Here is a 12,027-nt window from a genome sequence, read left to right on the forward strand (position 1 = left end):
ACACCATGAAAGCACTGACTACCGTCGCGGCAGGCGCCGCGCTTCTTCTCTCGTCGTGGGGCGCCAGCGCGGGCGCGACGTTCGAGAACGTCAAGAACAAAGGCTTCGTGCAGTGCGGCGTGTCCACCGGCGTGGCCGGCTTCTCGGTCAATGACAGCAAGGGCGGCTGGACGGGCCTGGACGTGGACCTGTGCCGCGCGCTGGCCGTGACCATGTTCGGCGATGCCTCCAAGTCCAAGATCATGGCCGTCAGCGCGGTGCAGCGCTTCACCGCCCTGCAGTCCGGCGAAGTCGACGTCCTGCCGCGCAACACCACCCTGGTCATGACGCGCGACACCACCCTGGGCCTGATCGGCGTGGGCGTGAACTACTACGACAGCCAGGGCATCATGGTGAACAAGTCGCTGAACGTGAAAAGCGCCAAGGAGCTGGACGGCGCCACCGTCTGCGTGCAGCCCGGCACCACCACCGAACTGAATCTGTCCGACTGGTTCCGCTCGCAGAACATCGCCTTCAAGCCGGTGGTGGTCGAGCGCATGGATGAAATCGTCCGCGCCTTCGCGGTGGGCCGCTGCGACGCCTTCACCGGCGACAAGTCGCAACTGGCCGCGGCCCGCACCAATCTCGAAAACCCCGAGAAATACGACATCCTGCCGGAGAACTTCTCCAAGGAACCGCTGGGTCCCATGGTGCGCCAGGGCGACGAGCAATGGTTCAACGTGGTCCGCTGGACCCTGTTCGCGATGCTGGAAGCCGAGGAATACGGCGTCACCTCGAAGAACGTGGACGAGATGCTCAAGAGCACCAACCCCAACGTGCAGCGTCTGCTGGGCGTGACGCCGGGCATGGGCAAGAACCTGGGCGTGGATGATAAGTGGGCCTACAACGTCATCAAGCAGATCGGCAATTACGGCGAGAGCTTCGAGAAGAATCTGGGGGCCGGCAGCCCGCTGAAGCTGTCGCGGGGGTTGAACGCGTCGTATCGGAATGGCGGGTTGATGTATGGGTGGCCGGTGCGGTGACGCGATCATGAGATAGAGAAAGGGCGCATCAGGCGCCCTTTTTTTGTATCCCGCATATAGGTAGGCGCCGTGTCGCAAAGCCCTCCGCACTACCCTCATCGTAAGACCGAGTAACATGCTTTCCTGAAACCAAGTATCGGACCAAAGGAAAGATGTGACGGACACCGACGACAAAACGCCGAGCGGACCTCTTATCGATATTGCACGCCTGACGGCCGCGCAAGACCAATTCGCCAAGGACCGCGACTGGGAACAATTCCACTCCCCGAAGAACCTCGTCATGGCTTTGACCGGGGAAGTAGGCGAGCTCTCCGAGATCTTTCAGTGGATGAGCGAGGCCGATTCCAAAAACGCGGGCACGAACCCCGCAACGGTCCAGGCCGTCAAGGATGAGCTCGCGGATGTCCTTCTTTATCTGGTACGGCTGTCATCCACCCTTGGTGTCGATCTGAATGAGGCCGTCACCCAGAAACTGCAAAAAAACGCACAGAAATACCCGGCGGACAAGGTAAAGGGCAAGTCCAAAAAATACTCGGACTACTGATCCATGCGCCAGATCTTCATTTTTACCGCGGGTGACAGACACGCGCGCGGGCATCTTAGGGACTCCATTCTCAACGCAGTCCCGATTGCGTGGCTGGGAGAGGAACTGCCGGATGATCAGGGTGCTTACTATCAATCCCTGATCCCCGATTCCGAAGGCTTCCATGCATGGGGTGCCGTACCCGGCCCTGTCAACAAGCGGACCTGGGAAGCGATGCAGGTCGGCGATTTGGTGCTTGCCGTATATGACAACGGGTACCAGTTCCTATCCTCGATCATCGCAAAATTCACCAACGCTCCGTTGGCCAACAGGATCTGGGGCAAGAACGACGCCGGTGAGACCTGGCAGTACATGTACCTGCTGAATCGCCCACAACCTGTTGCCGTCAACGTGATGAGCGAACCGGTGGTCAATTATCTCAACAAAGGCTATCGGGGCTTTACCCGCATTTCCGACGCCAAAGTGCAAGCGATTCTCGATGTCTACGGCAGTCTGGACGCCTTTGTCCAACAGGTCTTCAATCAAAAGATCCCCGCATCCCACGTGGAGCGCGAGCTGGGACAGGCTGAAGCAGAAGCCAGCGCCCACGAAGCCTTCAATCCTGAAGACATGGTTGATGGCCGCAGAAAAGTGATCCAGGAAATCGTTCGCCGGCAGGGACAGCCAGTGTTCCGGCGAAAGCTGCTCAAGGCCTATGACGGCCGATGCGTCGTGACGGACTGCGCGGTTGAGGCTGTCCTCGAAGCGGCTCACATTGCCCCGTACCTGGGCACGGATTCCAATGTGGTGCAAAACGGTCTCCTGCTACGTGCCGACATCCACACGCTATTTGATCTGGGATTCTTCAGGATCGCTCCCGACGGGAAGATACATCTGCACGAGAAATTGCTCGGCACCATCTATGAGCAGTATCGCGGCCAGACCATACGGGCTCCGATGGACCGGGTCAATCGGCCCAGTCCGGACGCGCTGGCGCTCAAGTACGACCTGGTGCTCTGAACAATGACGGCCCTGGCGATATTCTCCGTCGAGGAGTTCTGCCATCAAGCCCTTGATCCAGATCTTCCGGACAGGCTGGCACGTCGATTTGTCGAGACATTTGATCGAAACGGTGTTTCCGCACAGGAAAAGGCATCCTGGGCAAAATCACTGCCGGCCTTGGCGAATTTGCTCAGAACATTGCCCATGGATGGGCACATCCTGATCGAGTACCCCATGCCCCTGGGTAATCGGCGGGCCGACTGCGTCCTGATCGGAATGGATGCTGCCGCCCAGACGCATATTGTGATCATTGAACTGAAGCAATGGTCCCAGGGAAGCATCCGCCTGAACCACGAATTCGACATGGGGTGGCTAACGGTCAATGCGAGCGAACCATACAGCACCGACCACCCCTGTGAACAGGCGGACATCTACCGCGTCGCCCTTGGGCAACTTCTGGACCTGGGCGAAGAGTCCCCACAGATCCATGCCTTGGCCTACCTCCATGAATATGCCGAAATCGACAATGACCTGCTCAGGGAATCGCGGTTTCGGGATCATTTGAACCGCGCGCATCTGATGACGCGCAATCACGGAAGAACGGGCGCGCTTGCTCTTCTAGCGAACCTGCAACGCAAGAGCCCGATTCTCGAAAGGCTGATCTCACCAAGGCTTCGGTATTCCGACACCTTCATTGCCAATTTCAGCAACAAGCTCAACTGCAGCGCCCTGTTCGAACCATCTACAGGACAAACTGAAACGTTCAAGGAAATCGCGTCCGCCCTGAACGAGATAACGACGCCCACCTGCGTCATCGTCAAGGGGATTGTCGGCACGGGCAAGACCGTGCTCGCAATGCTGCTGGTTCGATACTTGATGGAGCGCGGAAAGAATCCGAAATACTACGTTCGCTCCGCCGCCATCAAGGACTGCATGGAACACCTGGATTTCTATTCCGAAGGGAGAGCGGCGACCGAATACCTGGTGGTCGACGAGGCTCATCGCCTGTCCGAGGGAGATCTGCCAAAACTGCTGCGCAACAGGCAGCTCACCATATTTTTCGTGGATGACAATCAGTGGCTCCATCCCGACGAAAACTGTCGAAGCCACCATATCCTGGATGCGGCATTGGACGCCGGCATGTGCGTAACGGAACGCACACTCACCGAACAATTGCGTTGCCGCGATGCAAACGCCTATTTGGCCTGGGTGGATGATTTCATGAATCACGGAAAGCTGGCCCCCCTGAAAGCCGATGAGGATTTCGAGGTGACGCTGGTCGACTCCCCCGACACCATGCAAAGGCTGCTCGCGGCACAAGCGAAAGACGGATCCACCTGTCGCATAGTCGCCGGATACTGTTGGCCCTGGAAGACGGCAAAGACACCTGGCAGGAACTACGATATCGACATCAATGGCTGGCAAGCTCGGTGGAATGCCCCGCGTTCCTATGCAGAATGGAACCGGGCTCCCGGCCTCCATGAGGAAGTTGGAGCCATATATACCGTGCAGGGATTCGAATATGACTATGTGGGTGTCCTGATAGGCGATGATCTCATCCACACCGAAAAGGGCCTGCGCATCCAGGCCTCTGCCCAGCAGTATGCACCGCTCACGAGCACCCGAACTCGGGGAAATATTCCGCAAGAGCAACGGGATAGCAACTTCTCCAGGGCCATTCGTAACATTTACTATGTGCTCATGACCAGGGCAAAGAAGGGTGTGCTTATCTACGCGGTGCACGCAGGCCTGCAAGACAAGCTCGCCCAGATGCTGGACAAAAGCACCACAGGGACGTTTCCAAAACCGGCCGCGGGGCGCACATAGCCAACCAAGGCGGGCCGCTTTTGGCAGACCATGGCGTTACACCCTTGAAACGCGCCAAGCTCCCCGCCCGTTTATGATGGCACCGCTGCGAGTCCGCCCAAATGCGTTACTCTCCCCACCCCAATCATTCCCCCGCAAGGAGCCCAACATGGCACAAGCCTCCGCCCGCCACATCCTGGTTTCGACCGAAGCCAAGGCCAACGAACTGAAGACCGCCATCGAAAACGGCGCCGACTTCGCCCAACTGGCCAAGGAAAACTCCAGCTGCCCGTCCAGCCGCGACGGCGGCAATCTGGGCACGTTCGGCCCGGGCCAGATGGTCAAGGAATTCGACACCGTGGTGTTCAGCGCCCCGGTCGGCGAAGTCCAGGGCCCGGTGAAGACCCAGTTCGGTTATCACCTGGTCGAAGTGACCAGCCGCAAGGACTGAGTCCTCGTCGCGTCAGGTCAAGGGACCGTCGCCGGCGCAACGCCGGTGGCGGTTTTTTTTCGTCCAGCATCATGGGCAAGGCGCGCGGCATCGGCAACGAGACACGCCGCTACCATGCGGAATCCGTGAGGCGGTCCACAAAGCTCTCGCCCGACCTTGTCCGTTCTCTGATCGCGGCCATGTCGCACTTCTGCCCGCTCGCGGCAGCACGCCGTGGGTACCCCGGCCCTCAGGCCTTGCCCGTCATCACCATATGCGCCAGCGCGTCGGCGTCCAGGCCCGCCACGTCGCGCTCCACGACCTTGACGCCGCTCTTGAGAATCGCAACGCGGTCGGCCAGCGCGACCACGTCGGCCATGTTGTGGCTGATCAGGATGACGGTGCGCCCTTCCTCGCGCAGCTTGCGCACCAGGTTCAGGACCAGCGCGGTTTCCTTGACCCCGAGCGCGGCGGTGGGCTCGTCCATGATGACGACGCGCGCATCCCAGCGCAGCGCCCGCGCGATGGCCACGGCCTGACGCTGGCCACCCGACATGCGTTCGACCGGGCGGTCCATGTCGTCGATCGGCACCGACAGGCGTTGCAGGTAACCGCGCGCCTGCTGCGCCATGCGGCGCTTGTCGAGCACGCGCAGCGGACCGATGCGGCGCACCAGTTCGGCGCCCATGAAGACGTTTTCCCAGATCGACAGGCGCGGCGCCAGCGCCAGGTCCTGGTAGATGGTGGCGATGCCCTGCGCCAGCGCGTCATGCGGCGAGCCGAACACCACCGCCTTGCCATCCAGGCTCAATTCGCCGCCCGTGGGCGCCTGGGCGCCCGAGATGATGCGGATCAGCGTGGACTTGCCCGCGCCGTTGTCGCCGCAGATGGCCATGACGCGGCCCGCCGGCACCTCCAGGTCGACGCCCTTCAGGGCCTCGACGGCACCGTAGGACTTGCGGACTTGGCGGAGCGATAGCGCGGCGGGCGGAGCGGCGGTCATGGTGGCGGAAGCGGACATGAAGGATGCGGCGGCGGGCGGCGCGGCACGCCGCCTGCCGTGGGCCTATTTGGCGGGGGTCAGGAATTGCTGCACGTTGCTGGCATCGACCAGCACCGAGTCCATGAACAGGTAGGGGCCGGACGCGATCTTGTCCTTGGGCTCTTTCTTGACGACGATGCGGTCAATCGCGTCGATGGCGGTGACGCCCAACTGCTCGAACGGAATCATCATGGTGGCGGTGATGAGACTGTTGGGATCGGCGATGCGGCGATAGGTCTCCGGACCGCCGTCGACCGACACCAGCGTGATGTCGCCCTTCTTCATGCCTTGTGCCTGCAGCAGGTCGTCAATCACGTAGGCCTGGCCGTCGAACGAGGCCCAGACGCCCTTGAACTGCCCCTGGTTGCGCAGGAACAGCGCCTGCATGCCGTTGCGCACGTCGTCGCGCCAGCTTTGCGTGCGCGCCATGCTGAACTTGGCCAGGTCCTTGACGGCGGTGTTTTCCGACAGCACCGCGTCGAGCATCTTGCCGCGGATGCGGGTGCCCGAATTGCCGTCGAAGCGGGCCGACAGGATGTTGCCCTGGTAGCCCATCTTGCCCAGCAGGTACAGCACCGATTGCGCGCCGGTGGCGTATTCATTGACCTCGACGTCGAACAGCATGTGCGGGCTGGCGCCGGACATGACGCCGACGACGGCGATGCCCTTTTCCTTGGCGGCCTGCAGCTGGGCGTCGGTCTCGACCGGCTTGCCCATGGCGATGACGATGGCGTCGACCTTCTTGTTGACCAGCGTGTCGAGTTGCTCGGCCAGCTTGGGCAGCGAGCCTTCGGCGTTCAACTGCGTCACGGTCCAGCCCTTGGCGCGCGCGGCCTCGGCGGCGGCGTTGGCGGCGCGCGCATGGGTTTCCGAGGACATCTGGAAGGCCACCACGCCGACGTCGAAGGCGTGCGCGGCGCTGGCCGCCAGCGCCTGCGCGGCAAACGCGCCCAGCAGCAACGTGCGCTTGATGAATCGGCTCATGCTGTTTCCCCTTCCTATCCGAATTTGAAGGCCGCTTTCTTGAGCACGGCCGATGACACCGCGACGGACGCGACGATGATGAAGCCCAGGACGATGTCCTGCACGTAATAGGCCGCGCCCATCAACACCAGGCCATTGCCCAGGACCTTGAGGATCAGCGCGGCGACCAGCGTGCCGGGAATGTTGGCATGGCCGGGATTGAACATGGTCATGCCCAGCAGCACGGCGGCGATGGCGTACAGGAAATAGTCGCCGGCCATGTTGGGCGCGGCAGAGGACAGGCTGGAAGTCAGCAGCACGGCGGCCAGGCCGGCGCACAGGCCCGACAGCGCCAGGCCGATGCTTTTCATGGCGCGGATGTTGATGCCCGCCAGGCGGGCGGACTCGCCGGCCTCGCCGGTGGCGGTCATGCGGGCGCCGGTGCGGGTCCACTTGACCAGGAAGAAGGCGAGCAGCACCGCGCCCGCCATCCACAGCACCAGCGCGGGGATGCCGAAAGGCTTGCCGCGCGCCAGGGCGGTGAAGGCGGTGGGCCAGCGGCCCACGTACGAGACGCCGTCCGTCAGCATGAAGGCGAAGCCGCGCGCCATGGCGGCCATGCCGAGCGTGGCGATCAGGGAGGGAACCCGCAGCCGGGTGACGGCAAAGCCATTGAAGAGGCCGCAGAACAGGCCGACGCCCAGGCCGGCGGCAATCGCCAGCAGCACGGGCTGGCCGGTATGCACCAGGGCGCCGGTGACCACGGCGGCCAGACTGGCCACGTCGGCCACGGACAGGTCCAGTTCCGCGGTCACCAGCGCCAGCGTGAAGCCGATGGCGATGATGGCCAGGAAGCTGGTTTCCTTGGCGATGTTCAGCAGGTTGCCGGGCGCGGCGAAATTCGGGGCGGCTATCGCGAAAAAGCCCACCAGGACCAATCCCGCAATTGCCGTGCCGTACTTTTCCAGGATGCCGCGCATCGCCTCGCCCTTGCTGCATGTGATTGATGGCGGGGCGTCCATCATGCCGCGCCCGCCGGCCGGATCGTGGTCCGGGCCTGTGGCGTCGTAGTGTATACCCGGCACACGCGCGCCGGCAGCGCGGCGCGCCGGATCACGCCTAGGGTTTTACCCCAGCCGCAGCGCCGTCAATGCATGCGACACGGGCGCCAGCGCGGCTTCGGCGGCGCGGAACTGGGCATATAGGGCCCGATAATCGGCGACCCGGTCGGCGCGCGGCGCGTAGCGCCGGGCGACGCGCGCCAGCGCATCCTGCGCCGCCGCGAAGCTGGCGTAACGCCCCACCCCGGTCCAGGCCGTGGCCGCCGCGCCAAGAATGCCGGGCTGGTCGGCCTGGCCGACGATGACGGGACGCTCGCAGATGTCGGCCTTGACCTGGCACCACCGCGCATTGGACGCGGCGCCGCCGCCGAAACGGATTTCGGCCACGGGCTGGCCCAGCGCCGCCTCGGCGCGCTCCAGCACGATGCGGTTCAGGAACGCCACGCCTTCCAGCACGGCCCAGGCCAGGTCGCCCGGGCCATGGCGCCGGTTCAGGCCGACAAAGGCGCCGCGCAGGTGCGGGTCCCAGTACGGCACGCGCTCGCCCTGCAGGTACGGCAGGAACAGGGCCGGCTGCGGATCGCGCGGCGCGCCAAGCAGGGTATCCATCGACGGGCCGACGCCGGCCATGCCTTCAGCGCCCAGACGGCCCAGCAAAGGCAACAGCCAGGCAATGGTGTCGGCGCCATTCTGGCCCGGCCCGCCGACCTGGTGATGGCCGCCGCCCCAATCCACGGTCATCAGGCCTTCGGCATGCACCGGCTCGGCGCCCACCGCGCCGAACACTTCGGTGGTGCCCGAGATGTTGTAGGCATACCCCGGGCGCAACGCGCCCAGGCCGGCGACGGCGGCCCAGGTGTCGTTGGCGCAGGCGATCACGGGACGGCCGGCCAGGCGGGCCAGCGCGCCCGGCAGCCCGGACCGCACCGGGCCGACGGTGTCCAGGGGATCGAGCAGGTCGGGCACCCAGGCGGGGTCGGCGCCGATGGCGGTGAGCAGGTCGCTGGCGGGCGCCGCCGAAGCAGGCACCTCCGCAACAGCCGGGGACGCCGCCCCGGCGTATATCGGAACAGGGGACGCCGCAGCCGCCAGGCGAGCCAGCGAAACCGTGTCGCTGGCCACCCGGCCGGTCAGGCGCAGATTGAGGTAATCCTTGGGATCCAGCACCGCCCGCACGCGGGCCGCGTGCGCCGGTTCCCTGCGCAACAACCAGGCGATGCGCGCCCAGGGATGAAAGGCGTTGATCTGTCCGATTTCCGGATGGCCGGCCGGCAGCGACGACAACCATTCGGGCAGGTCCGCGGCCGCCCGCGTATCGCGCCAGGTGATGGCGGGCCGGATGGCCGCGCCGTGCGCGTCCACGAACACCTGCGTGCGCGTGACACCGCAGATGGCAATGGCCTGGACCGCGTCGAAAGCCGCCGCGCCGGCCTGCGCCGCCAGGGTGTCCGCCAGCGCCCGCAGGCCGCGCCACCAGGCGTCGGCGTCGATCTCGTCCCAACCAGGCTGAGGCGCGACACCCGCCGGGCTGTCGATGAAGCAGGAATGAGCGATGCCGCCCTCCCCGTCGACCAGCGCCGCGCGAAAGCGCGTGCCGCCCAGGTCCACCGCGAGGACGTAGTTCACAAAAGCATTCATGACATCGATCGAAAAGGGCAAGGGGACGGGCGCGCCGGAACCGGCATATTACGAAAACGCCCCTTCCGGCGCATCAATGGAAGTGATGGCACGGCCCCCGCCCATACTTCGATATACGAGGATGGCACTCACTGAAAGGCCGCTTCGACGACCCGCACGGGCCCCTGCCCCCAATCCCGCACCTCCCCGTCGCCGGCCCTCCCTACGCTGCGCCGCAGCACCGGATTCCCTATCAATTGATAATTTCTGTTCAGGTGACAGCGGCCGGCGGCGTGCGACAGAATGGCCTGCGCCTGGCGGGAGACAGCCGGGCCTTCACATCCAAGAGGTCCAGGCCCATGAAGCCATCCAGGAACAAGGTCATCATCACCTGCGCCATCACCGGCTCGGTCCATACACCGTCGATGTCGCCGCACCTGCCCGTCACGCCCGACGAGATCGCCCGCTCCGCCATCGAGGCGGCCGAGGCGGGCGCGGCCATCGTGCACTTGCACGCGCGCCAGCCGGACACGGGCCAGCCGACGCAGGACCCGGCGCTGTATGCGCAGTTCCTGCCGCGCATCAAGGCCGCGTCCGATGTGGTGATCAACATCACCACGGGCGGTTCGCCGGTGCTGCCGCTGGCCGACCGAATGGCGCCGGCGCTGCGCTTCAAGCCGGAAGTCGCGTCACTGAACATGGGTTCGATGAACTTCGGCATGTACGAACTGCTGGAGCGCTTCAAGACGTTCTCGCACACCTGGGAACGCCCCTACCTGGAAGGCAGCAACGACCTGATCTTCAAGAACACCTTCAAGGACATCGAGCACATCCTGACATCCTGCGGCGACAACGGCACGCGCTTCGAGATCGAGTGCTACGACATCGGCCACCTGTACACCGCGGCCCATTTCGTCGACCGCAAGCTGCTCAAGCCGCCTTTCCTGATCCAGTCCGTGTTCGGCATCCGGGGCGGCATCGGCACGCACCCCGAGGACGTGATGATGATGAAGCGCACCGCCGACCGCCTGTTCGGCGCCGACTACACCTGGTCGGTTCTCGCGGCCGGACGCAAGCAGACACCGCTGGCCACCATGGCCGCGACGATGGGCGGCAACGTGCGAGTGGGACTGGAAGATTCGCTGTGGGACGGGCCAGGGGAACTGGCGCGGTCCAACGCCGACCAGGTGCGGCGCATCCGCCGCATCCTGGAAGACCTGTCGCTGCAGATCGCCACGCCCGATGAAGCGCGCGCGACCCTGCAACTGAAAGGCGGCCAGGACGTCGCCTTCTGAACCAAGGCGGCGGGGCCATCCACCACAACGAGATCCGCAGGATCGAGGAGACACACATGAAAAAGACACTGTGCGCGGCCGCGCTGGCCGCCGTGCTGGGATGGACGGGCGCGGCCCGGGCCGATGAGGGCGTGATCCGCATCGGCTTCATCACCGACATGTCGGGCCTTTCGGCGGACGCCGATGGCCCCGGCGGCGCCGAGGCCATCAAAATGGCGGTGGCGGACCTGGGCGGCGTGGTGGCGGGCAAGAAGGTCGAGGTGCTGGTGGCCGACCACCAGAACCGCGCCGACATCGCCTCGTCGCGGGCCCGTGAATGGCTCGACCAGAAAGGCGTGAACATGCTGATCGCCGGCGCCAACTCGGCGGCCGCGCTGGCCATGGCCAAGGTGGCCGAAGAGAAGAAGACGCCGTTCTTCGTGGTGAGCGCGGGCGCCTCGGAGCTGACCAATTCGCAATGCACGCCCTACACCGTCCATTACGTCTACGACACCGTGTCGCTGGCGCGCGGCACGGCGCGGGCGATGCTCAAGGAAGGCAACAAGGACTGGTTCTTCCTGACGGTGGACCACGCTTTCGGCCAGGCGCTCGAACGCGATGCCTCGACCGTGGTGCAGGCCGAGGGCGGAACGGTCAAGGGGCGCGTGCGCCATCCGCTGAACACGGCGGACTTCTCGTCCTTCATCCTGCAGGCGCAGGCGTCGGGCGCCTCGGTGCTGGGGCTGGCCAACTCCGCCAGCGACACCAGCAACGCGGTCAAGGCGGCGGCCGAATTCGGGTTGACGCCGAAGATGAAGATCGCCGGCCTGCTGGTGCTGATCACCGACATTCACGCGCTCGGCCTGCCGGCGGCGCAGGGCATGTACCTGACCACGGCCTGGTATTGGGACCAGGACGACGCGTCGCGCCAGTGGGCGGCGCGCTTCGAGGAGAAGATGAAGAAGAAGCCGTCGATGCTGCAGGCCGGCGACTACTCGGCCACCACCACCTACCTGAAGGCCGTGGCCGCCACCGGCAGCACCGATGGCGACACGGTCATGAAGTGGCTGAAAGCCAATCCGGTGAACGACTTCTTCGTGAAAGACGGCAGGATCCGCGCCGACGGCCTGATGGTGCACGACATGTTCCTGATGCAGGTGAAAGCGCCCGCGGAATCGAAGGGGCCTTGGGACTACTACAAGCTGGTGGCGCGCGCGCCGGGCGAGCAGATCTATACCTCGCCGGCCGAATCGACCTGCCGCCTGATGAAACCCTGACCCCGCGCGG

Annotated in this window: 11 protein-coding genes; 7 read left to right on the forward strand and 4 right to left on the reverse strand. The window is 64.5% G+C overall.

Annotation, left to right across the window (positions count from 1 at the left end; all coding sequences use genetic code 11):
- The first annotated feature begins 5 nt into the window (after positions 1–5).
- From ABFG95_RS12110 to ABFG95_RS12130, 5 genes are all read left to right on the forward strand, one after another.
- The gene (locus ABFG95_RS12110; RefSeq protein WP_064524989.1) at positions 6–1,022 is read left to right on the forward strand and encodes an amino acid ABC transporter substrate-binding protein; all 1,017 of its coding nucleotides are present in this window, start codon (positions 6–8) and stop codon (positions 1,020–1,022) included.
- Between the two features lie 193 nt (positions 1,023–1,215).
- Positions 1,216–1,566: a nucleotide pyrophosphohydrolase gene (locus ABFG95_RS12115; RefSeq protein ID WP_348996046.1), complete on the forward strand. Its 351-nt coding sequence runs from the start codon at positions 1,216–1,218 to the stop codon at positions 1,564–1,566.
- A 3-nt stretch (positions 1,567–1,569) separates the two neighbouring features.
- Positions 1,570–2,565, forward strand: a complete 996-nt coding sequence (locus tag ABFG95_RS12120) for an HNH endonuclease signature motif containing protein (protein ID WP_348995954.1) — start codon at positions 1,570–1,572, stop codon at positions 2,563–2,565.
- A 3-nt stretch (positions 2,566–2,568) separates the two neighbouring features.
- Positions 2,569–4,374 carry a DNA/RNA helicase domain-containing protein gene (locus ABFG95_RS12125; RefSeq protein ID WP_348995955.1) on the forward strand — a complete coding sequence of 602 codons (1,806 nt, stop codon included), beginning with the start codon at positions 2,569–2,571 and terminating at the stop codon, positions 4,372–4,374.
- Between the two features lie 148 nt (positions 4,375–4,522).
- The gene (locus ABFG95_RS12130; RefSeq protein ID WP_006385706.1) at positions 4,523–4,804 is read left to right on the forward strand and encodes a peptidylprolyl isomerase; all 282 of its coding nucleotides are present in this window, start codon (positions 4,523–4,525) and stop codon (positions 4,802–4,804) included.
- A gap of 229 nt (positions 4,805–5,033) precedes the next feature.
- Here the strand turns inward: ABFG95_RS12130 and ABFG95_RS12135 are convergent, their stop codons facing one another.
- The 4 genes from ABFG95_RS12135 to ABFG95_RS12150 all read right to left on the reverse strand — a co-directional run bounded on the left by ABFG95_RS12135 (position 5,034) and on the right by ABFG95_RS12150 (position 9,487).
- Positions 5,034–5,804 carry an ATP-binding cassette domain-containing protein gene (locus ABFG95_RS12135; RefSeq protein ID WP_348995956.1) on the reverse strand — a complete coding sequence of 257 codons (771 nt, stop codon included), beginning with the start codon at positions 5,802–5,804 and terminating at the stop codon, positions 5,034–5,036.
- A gap of 45 nt (positions 5,805–5,849) precedes the next feature.
- Positions 5,850–6,809, reverse strand: a complete 960-nt coding sequence (locus ABFG95_RS12140) for a substrate-binding domain-containing protein (protein ID WP_348995957.1) — start codon at positions 6,807–6,809, stop codon at positions 5,850–5,852.
- Between the two features lie 14 nt (positions 6,810–6,823).
- Positions 6,824–7,768 carry an ABC transporter permease gene (locus ABFG95_RS12145; RefSeq protein WP_336728791.1) on the reverse strand — a complete coding sequence of 315 codons (945 nt, stop codon included), beginning with the start codon at positions 7,766–7,768 and terminating at the stop codon, positions 6,824–6,826.
- A 147-nt stretch (positions 7,769–7,915) separates the two neighbouring features.
- Positions 7,916–9,487, reverse strand: a complete 1,572-nt coding sequence (locus ABFG95_RS12150) for an FGGY-family carbohydrate kinase (protein WP_348995958.1) — start codon at positions 9,485–9,487, stop codon at positions 7,916–7,918.
- Between the two features lie 338 nt (positions 9,488–9,825).
- On the opposite strand from ABFG95_RS12150, the gene ABFG95_RS12155 reads away from it, so the two are divergent.
- A complete protein-coding gene (locus tag ABFG95_RS12155; protein WP_068980726.1) occupies positions 9,826–10,761 on the forward strand; it encodes a 3-keto-5-aminohexanoate cleavage protein in 936 nt (311 codons plus the stop codon).
- 56 nt (positions 10,762–10,817) lie between these two features.
- Positions 10,818–12,017: an ABC transporter substrate-binding protein gene (locus ABFG95_RS12160; RefSeq protein WP_348995959.1), complete on the forward strand. Its 1,200-nt coding sequence runs from the start codon at positions 10,818–10,820 to the stop codon at positions 12,015–12,017.
- The last annotated feature ends 10 nt before the right edge of the window (positions 12,018–12,027 follow it).

It is taken from the genome of Achromobacter sp. HNDS-1 (assembly GCF_040084795.1).
GTDB classification, from domain to species: Bacteria; Pseudomonadota; Gammaproteobacteria; order Burkholderiales; family Burkholderiaceae_B; genus Achromobacter; species Achromobacter ruhlandii.

What these genes read in the sequence shown, in the direction of transcription:
- ABFG95_RS12110 (WP_064524989.1), top strand. Translation starts at nt 6, where the DNA reads ATGAAAGCACTGACTACCGTCGCGGCAGGCGCCGCGCTTCTTCTCTCG.
- ABFG95_RS12120 (WP_348995954.1), top strand. Translation starts at nt 1,570, where the DNA reads ATGCGCCAGATCTTCATTTTTACCGCGGGTGACAGACACGCGCGCGGG.
- ABFG95_RS12125 (WP_348995955.1), top strand. Translation starts at nt 2,569, where the DNA reads ATGACGGCCCTGGCGATATTCTCCGTCGAGGAGTTCTGCCATCAAGCC.
- ABFG95_RS12130 (WP_006385706.1), top strand. Translation starts at nt 4,523, where the DNA reads ATGGCACAAGCCTCCGCCCGCCACATCCTGGTTTCGACCGAAGCCAAG.
- ABFG95_RS12135 (WP_348995956.1), bottom strand. Translation starts at nt 5,804, where the DNA reads ATGTCCGCTTCCGCCACCATGACCGCCGCTCCGCCCGCCGCGCTATCG.
- ABFG95_RS12140 (WP_348995957.1), bottom strand. Translation starts at nt 6,809, where the DNA reads ATGAGCCGATTCATCAAGCGCACGTTGCTGCTGGGCGCGTTTGCCGCG.
- ABFG95_RS12145 (WP_336728791.1), bottom strand. Translation starts at nt 7,768, where the DNA reads ATGCGCGGCATCCTGGAAAAGTACGGCACGGCAATTGCGGGATTGGTC.
- ABFG95_RS12150 (WP_348995958.1), bottom strand. Translation starts at nt 9,487, where the DNA reads ATGAATGCTTTTGTGAACTACGTCCTCGCGGTGGACCTGGGCGGCACG.
- ABFG95_RS12155 (WP_068980726.1), top strand. Translation starts at nt 9,826, where the DNA reads ATGAAGCCATCCAGGAACAAGGTCATCATCACCTGCGCCATCACCGGC.
- ABFG95_RS12160 (WP_348995959.1), top strand. Translation starts at nt 10,818, where the DNA reads ATGAAAAAGACACTGTGCGCGGCCGCGCTGGCCGCCGTGCTGGGATGG.